Source organism: Streptomyces sp. NBC_00454 (assembly GCF_041434015.1).
Taxonomy (GTDB): domain Bacteria; phylum Actinomycetota; class Actinomycetes; order Streptomycetales; family Streptomycetaceae; genus Streptomyces.
This window is the reverse complement of sequence record NZ_CP107907.1, coordinates 3,683,822-3,698,905: the sequence shown is the minus strand read 5'-3', so window position 1 is coordinate 3,698,905 and position 15,084 is coordinate 3,683,822. Positions and strand designations below refer to the sequence as shown.

General features: G+C 70.9%; 18 protein-coding genes. 4 read left to right on the top strand and 14 right to left on the bottom strand.

The features are described 5' to 3' along the window. Positions 1 to 104: 104 nt before the first annotated feature. From OHU74_RS17150 to OHU74_RS17140, 3 genes are all read right to left on the bottom strand, one after another. Positions 105 to 1,037, bottom strand: coding sequence for a RimK family alpha-L-glutamate ligase (locus OHU74_RS17150; protein WP_371616706.1), 933 nt, complete (start codon positions 1,035 to 1,037; stop codon positions 105 to 107). After that, positions 1,034 to 1,222, bottom strand: a complete 189-nt coding sequence (locus tag OHU74_RS17145; protein ID WP_330297291.1) for a lysine biosynthesis protein LysW — start codon at positions 1,220 to 1,222, stop codon at positions 1,034 to 1,036. The genes OHU74_RS17150 and OHU74_RS17145 overlap by 4 nt, the downstream gene beginning before the upstream one ends. Positions 1,223 to 1,443: 221 nt before the next feature. Next, entirely contained in the window at positions 1,444 to 1,620 is a 177-nt protein-coding gene (locus OHU74_RS17140) for a hypothetical protein (RefSeq protein ID WP_371616705.1), read from the bottom strand. Between the two features lie 138 nt (positions 1,621 to 1,758). On the opposite strand from OHU74_RS17140, the gene OHU74_RS17135 reads away from it, so the two are divergent. Next, the gene (locus OHU74_RS17135) at positions 1,759 to 2,769 is read left to right on the top strand and encodes a LuxR C-terminal-related transcriptional regulator (RefSeq protein ID WP_371616704.1); all 1,011 of its coding nucleotides are present in this window, start codon (positions 1,759 to 1,761) and stop codon (positions 2,767 to 2,769) included. Positions 2,770 to 2,845: 76 nt separating this feature from the next. On the opposite strand, the gene OHU74_RS17130 is transcribed toward OHU74_RS17135, so the two are convergent. The 5 genes from OHU74_RS17130 to OHU74_RS17110 form a co-directional block, all read right to left on the bottom strand. Then, positions 2,846 to 3,379 (bottom strand): hypothetical protein, encoded by a 534-nt coding sequence (locus OHU74_RS17130; protein ID WP_371616703.1) that lies wholly within the window; start codon positions 3,377 to 3,379, stop codon positions 2,846 to 2,848. Between the two features lie 23 nt (positions 3,380 to 3,402). After that, entirely contained in the window at positions 3,403 to 4,938 is a 1,536-nt protein-coding gene (locus OHU74_RS17125) for an alkaline phosphatase (protein WP_371616702.1), read from the bottom strand. A gap of 129 nt (positions 4,939 to 5,067) precedes the next feature. Then, the gene (locus OHU74_RS17120; protein WP_371616701.1) at positions 5,068 to 5,667 is read right to left on the bottom strand and encodes a disulfide bond formation protein B; all 600 of its coding nucleotides are present in this window, start codon (positions 5,665 to 5,667) and stop codon (positions 5,068 to 5,070) included. Positions 5,668 to 5,698: 31 nt separating this feature from the next. Further along, complete coding sequence (locus tag OHU74_RS17115; protein WP_371616700.1) at positions 5,699 to 5,860, bottom strand: hypothetical protein; 162 nt, start codon at positions 5,858 to 5,860, stop codon at positions 5,699 to 5,701. A gap of 113 nt (positions 5,861 to 5,973) precedes the next feature. Further along, entirely contained in the window at positions 5,974 to 6,894 is a 921-nt protein-coding gene (locus tag OHU74_RS17110; protein ID WP_371616699.1) for a LysR family transcriptional regulator, read from the bottom strand. A 71-nt stretch (positions 6,895 to 6,965) separates the two neighbouring features. Between OHU74_RS17110 and OHU74_RS17105 the strand changes: the two genes are divergently transcribed. After that, entirely contained in the window at positions 6,966 to 8,498 is a 1,533-nt protein-coding gene (locus tag OHU74_RS17105) for a cytochrome ubiquinol oxidase subunit I (RefSeq protein WP_371616698.1), read from the top strand. An 83-nt stretch (positions 8,499 to 8,581) separates the two neighbouring features. Then, entirely contained in the window at positions 8,582 to 9,595 is a 1,014-nt protein-coding gene (gene cydB, locus OHU74_RS17100) for a cytochrome d ubiquinol oxidase subunit II (RefSeq protein WP_371616697.1), read from the top strand. Here the strand turns inward: cydB and OHU74_RS17095 are convergent. The 5 genes from OHU74_RS17095 to OHU74_RS17075 form a co-directional block, all read right to left on the bottom strand. Beyond that, the gene (locus OHU74_RS17095) at positions 9,558 to 10,673 is read right to left on the bottom strand and encodes a TDT family transporter (RefSeq protein WP_371616696.1); all 1,116 of its coding nucleotides are present in this window, start codon (positions 10,671 to 10,673) and stop codon (positions 9,558 to 9,560) included. The genes cydB and OHU74_RS17095 overlap by 38 nt on opposite strands. 62 nt (positions 10,674 to 10,735) lie before the next feature. Then, a complete protein-coding gene (locus OHU74_RS17090) occupies positions 10,736 to 11,008 on the bottom strand; it encodes a hypothetical protein (protein WP_330297280.1) in 273 nt (90 codons plus the stop codon). A gap of 50 nt (positions 11,009 to 11,058) precedes the next feature. Beyond that, positions 11,059 to 11,325: a hypothetical protein gene (locus tag OHU74_RS17085; RefSeq protein WP_371616695.1), complete on the bottom strand. Its 267-nt coding sequence runs from the start codon at positions 11,323 to 11,325 to the stop codon at positions 11,059 to 11,061. A 94-nt stretch (positions 11,326 to 11,419) separates the two neighbouring features. Continuing rightward, entirely contained in the window at positions 11,420 to 11,608 is a 189-nt protein-coding gene (locus tag OHU74_RS17080; protein ID WP_371616694.1) for a hypothetical protein, read from the bottom strand. Positions 11,609 to 11,613: 5 nt separating this feature from the next. After that, a complete protein-coding gene (locus OHU74_RS17075; RefSeq protein WP_371616693.1) occupies positions 11,614 to 12,189 on the bottom strand; it encodes a DUF5994 family protein in 576 nt (191 codons plus the stop codon). Between the two features lie 292 nt (positions 12,190 to 12,481). Here OHU74_RS17075 and OHU74_RS17070 point away from each other — a divergent pair, with 292 nt between their 5' ends. Next, entirely contained in the window at positions 12,482 to 12,961 is a 480-nt protein-coding gene (locus OHU74_RS17070) for a DUF5994 family protein (protein ID WP_371616692.1), read from the top strand. On the opposite strand, the gene OHU74_RS17065 is transcribed toward OHU74_RS17070, so the two are convergent. Next, on the bottom strand, positions 12,922 to 15,033 hold the full coding sequence (locus OHU74_RS17065) for an MMPL family transporter (protein WP_371616691.1): 2,112 nt from the start codon (positions 15,031 to 15,033) through the stop codon (positions 12,922 to 12,924). The genes OHU74_RS17070 and OHU74_RS17065 overlap by 40 nt on opposite strands. Positions 15,034 to 15,084 lie beyond the last annotated feature (51 nt).

The window sequence follows — 15,084 nt, the reverse complement described above, 5'->3', positions numbered from 1 at the left end:
TGGAGGGCGGGCCGCAGCGACCCGGTGACCCGGGCCCCGTACGAGGCAGGTGCGAGGCCTCGTACGGGGACCCGTACGGGTTCCGGGGCGCGGCGCGCCCGGTGTCAGACGGCCGAGGCCGCGAGCTGCTGCCCTGAGCGGTTCTCCGAGAGCCCCAGTGCGGGGCCTTGCGAGTGCTCCTCGGAGAGCTGCTGCGCGATGTAGGCCGCCAGATGGCCGGCCACATTGACGCCGTGCAGGGCGGAGGAGCGCGCGAACTCGGGGTTCGCGTTCACCTCCAGCACCAGCAGTTCGCCGGTGGTGAGGTCCTCGACCAGGTCCACCCCGTAGAAGCCGGGGCCCAGGGCGTCGACGACCTGACCGCAGAGCTTCTCGATCTCCGGGGTGATCTCGGTGCGGCGGACCTCCGCACCGAGGTGGGTGTTGGTGCGCCAGTCGTCCGACACGCGCTGGATCGCCACCACCGGGGTGCGTCCGACGACCACCACGCGCAGGTCGTGGCCGGGCTTGTCGATGTACTCCTGCACGACCACCGGGAAGAGCTTCCCGCCGGCGTCGGCGGACTCCCGTCCGCCCACCCAGGCGTCCACGCACTCGGCGTTCGCCATCTTGGTGACCCCGCGTCCCCAGGACCCGCTGACCGGCTTCACCACGGACGGCAGTCCGAACGCGGCGACGGTGGAGCGGACCTGGTCGTAGCTGAACGCGTGCCGGGTGACCGGGTGCGGGATGCCGCTGCGGGCGAAGAGCAGGGCTTGGAGGCCCTTGTCGTTGCAGGTCTCGATGGTCGAGGCGCGGTTGAGGGTGGTGACGCCCGCGTGTTCCAGGCGCCGGGAGACGCTGATCGCGTCGCGGTGGGAGAGGTTCCTGATCAGAGCCAGGGCGGGCGGGCCCGAGTGGCCCGCCACCACCTCGGCCAGATCCTCCATCAGCAGCGGTTGTGCCTTCAGTCCCTCGGCGCGCAGCGCGGTGAGAAGGAGCTTCTCGTCCGGGCGCAGCATGGTGACCGAGAGCAGGACCTGGTCGGGGGAAGTCACTCGCCCCAGTCCTCTTCCACCTCGGGGGCAAGGTCCAGGCGGACCGTGGCGTCGGTCTTCTCGACTACCTCGTGCTCCTGGCCGCAGGCCGTGCACTCGGTGATCTCACCCTTCTCCCAGTCCGCCTGCACCTCGAATTCGGTGTCGCACACGAGGCATTTCGGAGCCGCGATTGCGGTGGTCATTTTTCTCAGTCTCCTTCGGTAAATCGACATGCCGGAACTCGGGATGACGAGTGCGGCAGGATGGCGGCCCGTCGGCGGGGACACCACCATTTCGAGCCGTTCCCCTTCCCCGGGGTCACGGGGGAAGTGAAGCTAAAGGGGCTGTGACGTGCCGTCGAGCGGGTGGGGGCGACCTGGTCGTCGCGGCCTCACGCGCCGCTCGCCACCGGCGTGGTACCGGCTCAGGCCCAGCCCGGGTCGGCCGGTACGGGCGCCGGCGCCGCGCCGATGTGCGTCGCATCCTGGGCGGCCACACCCTGGGTTCCGACGACTCCGGCTGCTGCTGCGGAGAGCGCCAGTACGGCTGCTCCGGCGGCCAGCGCACCGGTGATGACGCGCATGAATAGGACGTCCTTCATTTCCGTTTCCCCCTACACAGTTACTTGGTGGTTCTCGTGCTGTTGGCCACAAGAAAGAGAATGCCGGTGTGCGCAGGCCGACGGAAGGGACGTCGGGGGTCATGATCGTGCATTGCGTGAAGCAGAAGGGGACCCGGCATGTGCCGTCTGACGGAGGGCGATCAAGACTCGGACCCCGAGAGGTCCCGCTCATCGGGGGAGGTCTGCGACGAGGGAGTCGAGTACTACCGGGCCGCAGTGCAGAAGGGCCGCGCGGCCAGGGCCGACGCCCCCCGCTGCCTGCTCGAACTGGGCCTGCTGGCCCCCGCGATGGACGACCCGGACTCCCTGATACCGATACCGCCGGCCGTGGCCACGGCCACGCTGGCGCACCCCGTGGAACTGCGCATCCTCGAACAGCAGCGGGAGCTGGCCGCCCAACGCGCCCTGCTGTCGCGCATGGAGGGCGTCTACCGGGACGTGCGCTCGGACGGCAGCGAGGCGGTCCAGCGCCTCACCAGGGCTCCGGTGATCGCCGCCGCCGTGGAGAACGCCGTCCAGTCCGCCGAGACCGAGCTGCTCACCGCGCACCCCGGCGGCGGACGCCCCGAGGAGGTGCTCGCCCAGTCCCTCAAGAACACCCTGGAGGCCTGCCGCCGCGGAGTGCGCCAGCGCACCCTCTACCAGCACACCGTGCGCACCCACGGCCCCACGCTCGACTACATCAAGGCCGTCACCGACGTCGGCGTCGAAGTGCGCACCGTCAACGAGGTCTTCGACCGCCTGATCATCTGCGACCGGTCCGTGGCCTTCATCCCCGACAAGGAGCGCGAGCACCGCGACCACGCGCTCAAGGTCACCGACCCCGGCATCGTGTACTTCCTCGTCTCGGTCTTCGAACATGCCTGGGACCGCGCCGAACCCATCGTCTACGAGCCCGACCAGCACCGGCCCAAGGTCCTCACCGACGAGACCCGGCTCCACGTCCTGCGCCTGATGGTCGACGGGTACACCGACGCCGCCATCGCCAGCCGGCTCGGCATGAGCACGCGTACGGTCGCCACCCACCTGAAGCGGATGTCCGACCTCCTCGGCAGCAACAGCCGCGCCCAGCTCGCGTACCTGACGGCCCAGAGCGGGCTCCTGGACGGGCCGAGACCCCCGGGGTGAGCGGACCGGGAAACGCGAAGGGCCCCACCGCGAGCGGTGGGACCCTTCTGCAATGCACTGCCGTGAGAGCTCTCGGCTACTCGCTGACCAGCACCGGGATGGAGAGCACCACGCTCGCCGCGGTGCCGGTCAGGGCGCCCGGGGTCACCGTGAAGGCGATGCCGTCCGGACCCGCCGCGCGGGGGCCGTCGTGGTGCTCGGCGCCCTTCGCGTCCTCGCCCTCCTCCTGGTACTCGAACTTCCCGGTCCCCACGAGGCGGCCGGCCGCGTCGTAGTACGCGGCGGCCACCTCCAGGGCCAGGGTGTCGCTGACGTCGGAGGTGATGGCCACCCGCCCGGTGACGGTCTTCTTGCCGGTGAGCACCAGGCCCGTCAGCTTCACCCGGTCGTTGAACGGGCCCTGTTCCACCCGGACCTCGCCCGGCGCGGCCGGCTGCGCGAGGGACGCGGCCGGCGAGGGCGCGCTGCGCGGCGCCGGCATGGCCACCGGGGACACCGAGACGGCGGGTGCGGCGCCGCCGGTGTCCTTGCTGCCGGAGCAGCCCGTGGCGAGGGCGAGTACTGCGGCGGCGGCCAGCGCGGCGGCCGCGCTACGGGCGAGGTGTCTCATCGGTTGCTCCTGGTGGGGCAGGGTCAGTGGGCGGAGCGGCCGAACAGCGAGCGGTACATCTTGCCGTACAGCTCGGTGTTGTTCTGGCTCGCGGCGAAAGCGTTTCCGCCCGGACCGTAGGCGTAGATCGGGACGTCGGCGCCGGTGTGGTTGCCGGACAGGTAGGTCAGCCAGAGGCTGGCGTCCGCGCTGCCGTCCTTGATGCCGGGGGCGTCGTCGGGGGTGCGGAAGGTGGCCGGGGCGAAGTTCTTCGCGTCGGCGGAACCCGCACCGTTGACGATGCCGCTGGAGCGGACCGGGTCCTTCGCGCCGGAGGCCGGGCGCGAGGGGGTGCTGTTGTTCGCCGTGTTGCCCGCGTCGGTGTTGGCGGGCGGCGCGACGGCCTCGGAGTTGGTGTAGGTGCCGTGCTCGATGATGTTGAAGCCGGCGCACTCGTGGTCGGCCGTGACGATCACGAGGGTGTGGCCGTCCTTCTTCGCGAAGTCCGTGGCCGCCTTGACCGCGTCGTCGAACGCCTTGACCTCACCGAGCGTCTGCGCGGCGTCGTTGGCGTGCGAGCGCTTGTCGATCTGGGCGCCCTCGATCTGGAGGAAGAAGCCCTTGTTCTTCTTGTTGCGGTCCTGCTGCTTGCGGTCGGTCAGCAGCGAGATCGACTTCTTGGTCATGTCGGCCAGCGTCGGCTCCTGCTTCTGCACGGCGTCCGCGGGCAGGCCGGCCTTGGCCTGCTCGACGGTCAGGTTGCCGCGGTTGAAGAGGCCGATGACCTTCTTGCCGTTGGCCTTGTCCAGGTCCGTCTTGGTGGCGACCTTCTGGCTGGCGGCGCTCTGGGCGGGCAGGGCGGCGTCGCCGAAGCTGCCGAGCACCTGGTAGCCCTGGGCCTGGAGGGCCTTCTGGTCGTCCGGCTCGAAGCGGGCGAGGCCGCCGCCGAAGATCACGTCGGCGGTGCCGTTGCGGGCGATCTGCTCGGCGATCGGGGTGATCAGCGTCTTGTCCGCGGGCGCGGCCTCGTACGTACCGTCTTCCTTCTTGGGAAGGCAGGCGGCGTCGGAGTAGACCGGGCCCTGGCAGCCGCGCAGCAGCGCGTGGCTGACCTGCGCGGCCGGGGTGGCGTCGGTGATCTCGGCGGTGGAGACGTTGCCCGTGGCGAAGCCGGCCGCGTGGGCCTGCTCCATCAGCGTGGCGACCCTCTTCTCGTACGAGTCGACACCGAGGGCCGCGTTGTACGTCTTGACGCCCGAGGCCCACGCGGTGGCGGAGCTGGCCGAGTCGGTGACCAGCGAGGGCTTGTCGGAGCCCTTCTCGACGGCGTACGTGGCGACGGCGCCGTAGTTCGGCAGCTTCTCCATGTTCAGCTTGCCGGCGGCACCGTAGAACCGCTCGCGGGCGGCCGTGACGTGCGTGCGGCCCATGCCGTCACCGAGCAGGTAGATGACGTTGCGGATCTCGCCGTGCCCCTGGTCGCTGTACTGGGGGGCGGAGTTGGCGCTGACGGCGGTACCGGCGGCCACGGCACAGGTGATGGCCAGGACGGTAAGTGTCTTCACAGATCTGCGGCGCATGTGTGGGAGATCCCCCTCGGGTGGTACGACTCGGGCAAACCGAAGGTAGGAGCGGGGCATGAACACGACCCCCCTAACCAGTGGAGTGCAGTCGAACAGCCAGAGGCCTGAACCGGGCCGTTTCGGTTTTCAGAGGCCGAAGCCGGTGAAGAACTGGTAGCTGGTGGGGTCGCCGGGCATCTGCCAGTTGAAGCCCTGGAGGAAGAAGCAGGCGACCAGGTTGCTGGCGGCGAAGACGAAGAGCACGGCCAGGGTGACGGCTCCGGCCCGGCGCAGCGCGGGCGAGGTGGTGCCGGCGTCCAGGGGTTCGGCCACGGGGGTCAGGAACAGGGCGGCCGCGGCGGCCAGCGCGGCTGCGAGGAAGGTGATCAGGGCCCAGGTGTAGAGGTGCAGGCCGAACAGGGCGCCGGCGTAGCCGGGGTCCGGGGGCACGATGTGCATCAGGACCTGGGCGGCGGAGACGGTGCTGCCGATCAGGGCGGCCCCGATGGCCCAGCCCCAGCCCGAGGCCCACTCCCGGGTGGTCACCGAGCCCTTGCGGGACCGGGCGATGATCCAGGCCGGGCCGAGGGCGCTGAGCAGGAAGAACATCCGCTGGAGCAGGCACATGGGGCAGGGGTACTCCCACAGCCCGAACTGGAAGAAGTAGGCGCCGGCCAGGGTGCCGCAGAGGCCGATGACGTAGGCGTGGGCGAACCACAGCCCCAGTCGGTTCGAGGTCTTGCTCATGGTGAGGTCTCCTCCTCCTGAACGCGGTGGTTCAGAGGGCGATGTGGAAGGTGTGGGTGATGACGTGGGGGAGGAAGGCGACCGTGGTGACGATCAGGGTTCCGGTCCACAGCAGCATTCGGGACCGGCCCGGCCGGTCGCGGAGCACCGTCATGACGCACAAGAAGATGAGGAGGAAGAGGAGGGTGTACATGGTGTCCCAGCTTCATCGGGGGATCTTTTCTTGACTCCACCCTCCGCCCGGGAGTTCCGTGCCGGTAGCGGCAACGGATCGATGCATCCATAGAACCGTTCTATGGCCTAGCTCTACGAGCCCGCCGCCACCGGGCGCCGCGCGATGGCGTACAGGTCCCGGGCCGGTCCCGCGGGCCGCTGCCCCGCGGGCCACACGGCGCGCAGGGACCGCGTCATGTCGAGACCGGTCACCGTGGTGGTCTTCAGGCTGCCCGAGGCGAGCTCGGCGGAGACGGCGAGCGAGCTGAGCACGGCCGGACCGACACCGGCGGCCGCGGCGTTCTTGATGGCCGTGGTGGAGGAGAGCTCCATCAGCGCTGCGGGCTGCCAGCCGGGGACGCGGGCGGCGACGGCCCGTTCGAAGGAGGTACGGGTCCCCGAGCCGGGCTCGCGCTGGATCAGCGGGGTCGCGGCCAGCTCCGCCAGGGTGATGTCGGTGCGCCGCGCCCAGGGGTGGCGGGGCGCGAAGACCACGACGAGGCGGTCCCTGGCCACGAGCCGGCTCTCCAGCCCCTTGGGCGCCCTCGGGCTCTCGATGAAGCCGATCCCGGCCCGCCCTTCCAGGACGGCCCGGGCCACCGTGGCCGAGTTCCCCGGCTCCAGGGTGAGCGTGGTCCCGGGAGCGGAAGTGCGCAGGGCCACCAGCCACTTGGGGAAGAGGTACTCCGCGACGGTCTGGCTGGCGGCCACGTGCAGACGGGAGTCGCGCTGTTCGCGCAGGGTGTCGATGCCCGCGCCGAGCTGCCGGGCCGCCTCGACCACCGGGCCGGCCCACTCGGCGATCAGCGCGCCCGCCGGAGTGGGCCTGGAGCCCAGCGTGGAACGCTCCAGGACCGGCAGGCCGACCAGCTTCTCCAGGTAGCGGATCCGGGAGCTGGCCGACGGCTGGCTGATGCCGTGCGCCTCGGCGGCCCTCCCCAGGCTGCCCAGTTCGATGACGCTGAGCAGCAGGTCCAGGGCCGGGAGATCGGGGACGCGAGGGGGGAGGGGCATAGAGCCAGTCTATGGATGCATCGATCCGTTGCCGCTACCGCGCGGGCGTGGCCCGGCCCGAATGTGGACGCATGAGCACTTTGGCCCTCGCGCCGGAGACCGTGGCCCGCTGGCAGTTCGGCATCACCACCGTCTACCACTTCCTCTTCGTCCCCCTGACGATCTCCCTCGCCGCGATCACCGCCGGCCTGGAGACGGCCTGGGTCCGCACCGGCAAGGAGAAGTACCTCCACGCGACCAAGTTCTGGGGAAAGCTCTTCCTGATCAACATCGCGCTGGGCGTGGTCACCGGCATCGTGCAGGAGTTCCAGTTCGGCATGAACTGGTCCGACTACTCGCGCTTCGTGGGCGATGTCTTCGGGGCGCCGCTGGCCTTCGAGGCGCTGATCGCGTTCTTCCTCGAGTCCACCTTCATCGGGCTGTGGATCTTCGGCTGGGACAAGCTGCCGAAGAAGGTCCACTGCGCCTGCATCTGGCTGGTGTCCCTCGGGACCGTGCTGTCCTCGTACTTCATCCTGGCGGCCAACTCATGGATGCAGCACCCGGTCGGGTACGCCGTGGACGGCGCCGGCGGAACGGCCGGCGGTGCGGCCGCCGGGAAGGCGCGGCTCACCGACATCTGGGCCGTGCTGACCCAGCACACCACCCTCGTCCAGGCCGGACACACCCTCTCCGCCTCCTTCCTGACCGGCGGGGCGTTCGTCGTCGGCATCGCCTCCTTCCACCTGTGGCGCAGCCGCCGCGCACCGGGCCGGCGGACGGCCGTGATGCGCGCCTCGCTGCGCGTCGGCCTCGCCGTCGCGGCGGTCGCCGGGCTGGCCACCGCCGTCAGCGGCGACAGCCTCGGACAGGTCATGTTCGAGCAGCAGCCGATGAAGATGGCCGCCGCGGAGGCGCTCTGGGACACCAGCGCGCCCGCGCCGTTCTCGGTCTTCGCGGTAGGTGACGTGAGCGAGGGCCGCAACGACGTCGCCATCGAGATCCCCGGCCTCCTCTCCTTCCTGGCGCACCACGACTTCACCGGATCGGTGCCGGGCATCAACGACACCGCCCGCCAGGAGGCCGCGCTCCACGGAGGCCGGCCCGAGGACTACGTCCCGAGCATCTTCATGACCTTCTGGGCCTTCCGGCTCATGATCGGCTTCGGGATGGTCTCCTTCGCCGGCGCGGTCGCCGGGCTGTGGCTGACCCGGACGAAGCGGTGGCTCGACCCGCGCCTGCGGACCGGCGAGGAGGAGACCCCGCGGCTGATGGTGACCGCCCGGCGCGAGCTCGGCCCCTTCCTGACCCGGTGGGTGTGGCGGGCCGGAGTCCTCACCCTGGGCTTCCCGCTGATCGCGAACTCCTTCGGCTGGATCTTCACCGAGATGGGCCGCCAGCCCTGGGCGGTCTACGGCCTGCTCAAGACCGCCGACGCGGTCTCGCCCGGCGTCTCCACGGCCTCGGCCGCCGTCTCCCTCTGCGTCTTCACCCTGCTCTACGCGGTCCTCGCGGTCGTCGAAGTCCGGCTGATGATCCGCTACGCCGGGGCCGGACCGCAGCTCGACGACGGAGCACCGGACCCTGCGGAGCCCGCCGACCGCCCCGTGACCTTCGCCTACTGACTTCTGCCTGCTGACTTCCGCCCACCGACCTCCGCCCACTGACACCGCGCGCGCACCCGCCTACGTACGAGGGACGACTCCCCATGCAACTCCACGACGTCTGGTTCGTGCTGATCGCCTTCCTGTGGACGGGCTACTTCTTCCTCGAGGGCTTCGACTTCGGCATCGGCATCCTCACCCGGATCCTCGCCCGTGACTCCGAGGAGCGCGGGGTGCTGCTCGCGACCATCGGCCCGGTCTGGGACGGCAACGAGGTCTGGATGCTCACCGCCGTCGGCGCGACCTTCGCCGCCTTCCCCGACTGGTACGCCGCCCTGTGCAGCGGGTTCTACCTGCTGGTGCTCGCCCTCCTGGTCTGCCTGATCGTGCGCGGAGTCGCCCTCGAATACCGGGCCAAGCGGGCCGACGTGCGCTGGCGCCGCACCTGCGACCGGTGCGTCCTGTGGACCTCGCTGGGATGCGCGTACCTGTGGGGCCTCGTTTTCGCGAACATGGTGCGGGGTGTGCCGATCGGCCCGGACGGGAACTGCACGGGCACCGTCCTGGACCTCCTGCACCCGTACGCGCTGCTGGGCGGCTGCGTCACCCTGTGCCTGTTCACCCTCCACGGGGCGCTCTTCGCCGCGCTCAAGACCACCGGCGCCATCCGCCGCCGCGCCCGCGCCCTGGCCTGCCGACTGACCACCCCCACCGTCGTGGCCATGCTGCTCTTCGTCCTCTGGACCCAGGTCCACCGCCCTTCCGTCCCCGCCTTCATCGTGCTGACGGTGGCCGTCGCCGCCCTGTTCCTCGTGGCGGAGATGACCGAGAAGGCCCGGGAGGGCTGGGCGTTCGCGCTCTCGGGGCTGACGGTGGCGGCCCTGGTCGCGGGGCTCTTCCTCGACCTGTTCCCCGAGGTCATGCCCTCCTCGACCGACCCCGCCTGGAGCCTGACCGTCCAGGGCGCGGCCTCCTCCCCCTACACGCTCACGATCCTGACCTGGGTCGCGGCCTTCGGGGCTCCCGTGGTCATCGCCTACCAGGCCTGGACCTACTGGGTGTTCCGCCGCCGGATCGGCGTCACCCGGCGGCCGGAGCGGGCCGCAGCGCACCGGTGAACAGCCCGCGCAGGGTCAGGGATCCGGCCACCAGCCAGGCCGCCAGCAGGAACGCGTACAGGGCGAGCGCGAGCCAGCGGTAGAGGTCCAGGCCGGTGTGGCGGGCCAGGCCCTCCGCCCCGGTGACGCAGGTGCCCACCGGGAAGGTCAGGGCCCACCAGGTCATCGAGAAGCGCATGCCGCGGCGCCGGGCGTGGACGAGCACGGCGCCCGCGAAGGCGAACCAGAGCAGCGCGAACCCCATCACCGGCACCCCGTAGATCACCGCGAGCATCCGGAAGCCGTCGGTGTACGGGGCCCGGACCACCCCGGGCGCCGCGTCGGCGAACTTGTTCACCGCGGTCGTGGACTGGCCCAGCGGGCCGAGTACGAGGAACAGCGTCGGCGTCAGCGCGAGCGGCAGCCGGGGGCCGCTGACCAGCCGTGCGAAGACGGCGGGGAGCAGCACGAAGGTCGCCAGCAGGCTCAGCCCGAACATCCCGTAACAGCCGAGCAGCAGCGCCTCCTGCCACTGGCCGGCCGGCAGATGGGGGATCAGGAGCGGACCGAGGGCCGCCGAGACCATCGGCGCGACGATCGGAAGCAGCCAGACGGGTGACGCGCTGCCGGGTTTGATCTGGTGCCGCTCCACCATCAGATACGGGATCGCGACGGCGGCGAGCAGTCCGACGGCCGTCCCCGCGAGGAACAGGACCGTGTCCACGACGACGGCCGGCCCCTCGCCGATCCAGTCCTTGCCCACCAGCATCGCGCCCCCGCCGACCGCGAGCAGCGCCATCGAGAGGCAGCCGTAGAACGGAGCCACCGCCGGGTCGAGCAGGTGGGCCCTGGCCTGGTCGTGGTGCAGGGCCCAGTGCACGGCGCGGGCGCACAGCAGGACCGCCAGCATGACCGCGGACAGGACCCACACCAGCAGACAGCCGGTGCGCAGTCCGGGCACGTCCACCGGCAGGGCCACCCCGGCGTTGGCGACGATGGCCGTACCCATGACGGCGGCGTACCAGTTGGGGCCCAGGTGGCGGACGAAGGGCTCCCGGGCGGACGGGGCGCCGTCGGGGACGGAGACAGGGGCTGCCATGCCCACACGGTGTCCCGGGACCGCGACCCCCGCCACCCGGGACGTCGCAGGCCCTGCCCGGTTCAGCCGTGCTCCTCCTCCTCGGACTCCATGCGCCGGATCCCTTCATGGGTGAGGGTGACCATCGCGGGAGTGTTGCCCGGTTCCCAGTCGACGACGATCAGGCCGTCGCCCGCCAGATAGGTGCAGGCGGCGGCCAGGTCCTGTTCCGGTACGTGGAGGTCGCGTCGCAGCTGTGCTCCGGTGATGCCGAGGAGGCGGTTGCCTTCGACGGCTTCGTACAGGACCCGGAGCACCTGTTCGCGGTAGGTCTTGCGGTCGCGCAGTGTGGCCATGACCGCGTCCTTTCATGTGTGGTGGGTGGGCTCCCGGGCCCGCGGGACCCTCAGGTCTCGTCGGAGTGGGCGCCGGCGCCGACGGGGGTCCGGCTGGCGGCCAGCCAGGAGCGGGCGGGGCCGGCGGGCGTTCCCGTGTCCACGGTGAGGTGGAGGCGGGTGTCGCCGTCGAGGCCGGGATAGCTGCGCTGTTCCGCGCCGGCGAAGCAGTGGCGAAGCACCTCCGCGACCGCTCGGGCGGCTTCGGGCGTGTGCGCGACGATCCGCACCTCGGCGTGCCCGGGCGACGGCAATGTCTGGGTCTCGATGTACTTCACGTGGGCGTGTTTCCTTCGTGTCGGGCCAGGAACCGGCGGGTGGGGGCGCCGTGGCGCCCCGTCCGCTGCCCCCGGTCGGAGGAGGGTCTGCTCCTCACCGGCCGGCATCTGCACGGTGGGCTCGACGACTGGTGTCGTCCGGCAGACCGGGAGGTCTCGGCAGGGGGTCGCTGAAGTGGTGGGCCGCGATCCGCGCGTCGTGCTGCGCGTTGAGCAGGTGGATCAGGCGCGTTCCGATGCCGGTCACGAGGATCATCACCGCGATGAGGACGATGGTCTCCACGGAGCTCACCTCCAGCCGTTCCCGGGCAGCGGGAGATCGCGTCGGTCCATCGAATTCCCGAAGGGGGACATGCAGGCCCCGCCCTCGCTCTCCCAGCCGGATTCCTGGCGCAGGGCGTCGCGGATGCCGCGCCCGATGGCGGCTTCGTTGGCCATCAGGACGCCCGCGGTGAGGACGCTGCCGGGGATCGCGGCGGCGGCCATGAGCCGGGCCGCGGCGGCGGGCTCGGTCTCGGGCGGGATGACCAGGAGGTCCCAGCGGCCGACGGTGTAGGAGAGCAGGATCAGCTTGTCGGGGTCCTGTTCGGTGAACCAGGCCACGTGCAGCGTCCGCCCGTCCGCGGGCACCGTGTGCGGTACGGCGGGCCAGCGGGTGGGGTTCACGGTGACGCGCGTGATCCGCCCCCAGGGTTCCTCCAGGGCGGCGGCGAGCGGTGGGAGCTCGGCTCCGAGGTCGCGGGAGCGGGGCCACCAGGCCCCGTCCAACTGGCCGGCGAGCATGGTCTTCGGCGTGAGGGACAAACGGGCCGGAAGCTCTGCGGCGAGATCGCGGGGCGCGGTCCGATCGAGGGCGGTGATCATGATGTGGACCTGCCCCCGGACTGCCCGTCGGCAGCCCGGTTTTTAGGCGATCGCCAGGAATGACACCCGCGTGAAAGCCGGTGCGCGAAATACTCCCGGTGCTTTCACTGTACGCCTGTTCGGTGGACTCTGACCGGCGTGACCAGGCATTTTCCGGTGAGCGGTGGAGCGGGCGGCGGGAGTATCGTGAAACGACGGCGGGCTCGTGCACGTCGCCGACCTGGCACCGGCGTCGGCATCAGTGCCGACCTGCGATGAGGCGCGGCCGCACCCCGTAGACGGGCGGACCCACATGGCTGACTCCGACATCCCCGGCACGCCCCCACTGCTCCTGCCGGATGAGATCCATCAGGCGATCAGGCCGGGTACGGCCCTGCTGCGGCTGGAGACAACGCAGTCCCGGGAGGGGCTCCTGGACGGCGCGTGGTGGCCCCGCACGCGCGAGATCGAGACCGAGCTGCCCGCGCTGATCAGCACGTTGACCGAGCACCTCGGGCCCATCACCCGCGTCGGCGTGGACGCATCCGCCTGGAACGCTCTCCCCGCCCGCCTGGTCATCGACGGCCAGGTGGTGCACCTCGACTCCGACCCGGTCGGCGACGACACCGTCCTCATCACCCGCGGCCACAACGACCACTTCGCCCTGCTGGTGGTTCCCCCGGGCACCACAGCCGACGCCGCCCGCGAAGCGATGGCCCGCGCCGTCCGCGCCGACAACATCACCCAGGCGGCTCAGATCCTCATCGCCACCCCACCCGAACCTGCGCGCTGAGCGACCCCGACGGCGGCCTCGTGCTGCCTGAACAGTCGGCTCGGCCACCACATCCACCGACCCGCGTCCAGGGTCAGCGCGGTGACCAGCACCGAGCGGACGATCAGGGTGTCCAGCAGCACGCCGAACGCCACCGCGAACCCGAGCTCGGCCGCGAACACCAGCGGCAGCGAGGCCATCGCCGCGAAGGTGCCGGCCAGCACCAGACCCGCCGAGGTGATCACTCCCCCAGTGGTGGACAGCCCCGTCAGCGCACCGCGCCGGGTGCCGTGCAGCAGCGCCACTTCGCGTACCCGGGTGACCAGGAAGATGTTGTAGTCGATGCCCAGGGCGACCAGGAACACGAACGTCAGGAGTGGGAAGGAGGCCTCCTCCCCGGCGAAGTGGAACACGTGGTGGAACACCAGGCTGCTCACGCCCAGGGCCGCTCCGAAGGACAGCACCACCGTCGCCATGAGCAGCAGCGGAGCGACGACCGCCCGCAGCAGCAGCGCGAGGATGAGGAGCACCACCACCAGCACGATGGGGATGATCACCTCGGAGTCGCGGGCGGCGGCTTCCTGCGTGTCGAGCATGATCGCCGTGCTGCCGCCGACCTGGGCATCCGCGCCCTCGATCCCGTGGACCGCCGTCCTGACCCGCTCGACGGTGCGTATCGCGTTCTTGCCGCTGGGATCGTCCTCGAGTTCCCCGAGCATGATGGCCTCGCCGTCCTTGACCACCGGCGCCGAGACGCCGACGACCCCCGGTACGCCGGACAGCGCGGTCCTCACCCGCTCCGCCGAGGCGGCCCCGGCCACGACGACGACGGGGTCGCCCGACCCGGCCGGGAAGTGCTCGGACTGGATCCTCTCGCCGACGGCCATCTGCGGCGTGCTGGTGAACTGGTCCTTGTTGGAGAGCCCGTCGGCCTTGAGCCCGAGCATCCCGATCGCCATGATCCCCAGGACGAGCGAGGTGGCGATCCACACGATCCGCGGACGGCGGGAGACGGCGGCGCCGACCCGGTCCCAGACGCCTTCCCGGGTCTCCTCCGCCGATCCGTACGCCGGCCGCACCGGCCAGAAGATCCAGCGGCCGCAGATGACCAGCAGGGCCGGCATCAGCGTGACCATGGCGAGCAGTCCGACGAGGATGCCGACGGCACAGGCCGGCCCGAGCCCCTGGGTGGAGCTGAGGGTGGCCAGCATCAGCAGCGTCAGGCTGACGGCGACGGTCGCGGCGCTGGCGACGATCGCGGGACCGGAGCGGTACAGGGCTTCCGCCATCGCCTCGTGCCGGTCCTCGTGGCGCAGCAGCTCTTCCCGGTAGCGCGAGATGAGCAGGAGCGCGTAGTCGGTGGCGGCGCCGAACACCAATACCGTCAGGATGAAGCTGGTCTGCTTGTTGACGACGAGTCCGGCGTTCTTCGCCAGCAGGTAGATCACCGCCTCCGAGGTGGCCAGGGCGACGCCCACGGTCAGCAGGGGCAGCAGCGGCAGCAGCGGGCTGCGGTAGGTGAGCAGCAGCATCACGACCACCACCAGTGCGGTGATAGTCGTCAGGGCGCCCCCTCCGCTGAACGCCTTGATCGAGTCGGACGCGTGACCGGCCGGCCCGGTGACGTGGAAGCCGAGGCCGTCGGCGTTCTCCTTGCCGACCTCGGTCATCGCGTCGACGGTCTTGCCGATCCCCTCCCAGCCCGTCTTGTCCTTGCGGACCTGGACCACGGTCTGGATGGCCTTGCCGTCCTCGGCCTTCAGCGGCCCCTGCGGCTGCCCCGCGACGTTCTCCATGCCCTTGAAGGCCTCGGCGTCGGCCCGGGCCTCGGCCATGTCGTCAGGGGTGACGCCCCCGGGCCGGTCGTAGATCACGATCGCGGGCACGGTGTCGGCACGCTGGAAGTTCTCGGCCCGGGCGACGACCTCGGTCGACTCCGCGTTACCGGGCAGCCAGGCCGAATTGTCGTTCTCCTCGACGTCGCCGAGCCGGCCGGCCAGCATCAGGACCGGGATGAGCAGGGCCGCCCAGAGGGCGAGCACGACCCATTTCCCCACTCGTCCACCGGGCAACGAAGCCAGTCTTCGCATCATGTTGGGTTCTCCCGTCGCGGATGGATTCCGCACTACGAGCGATTCGGGCCG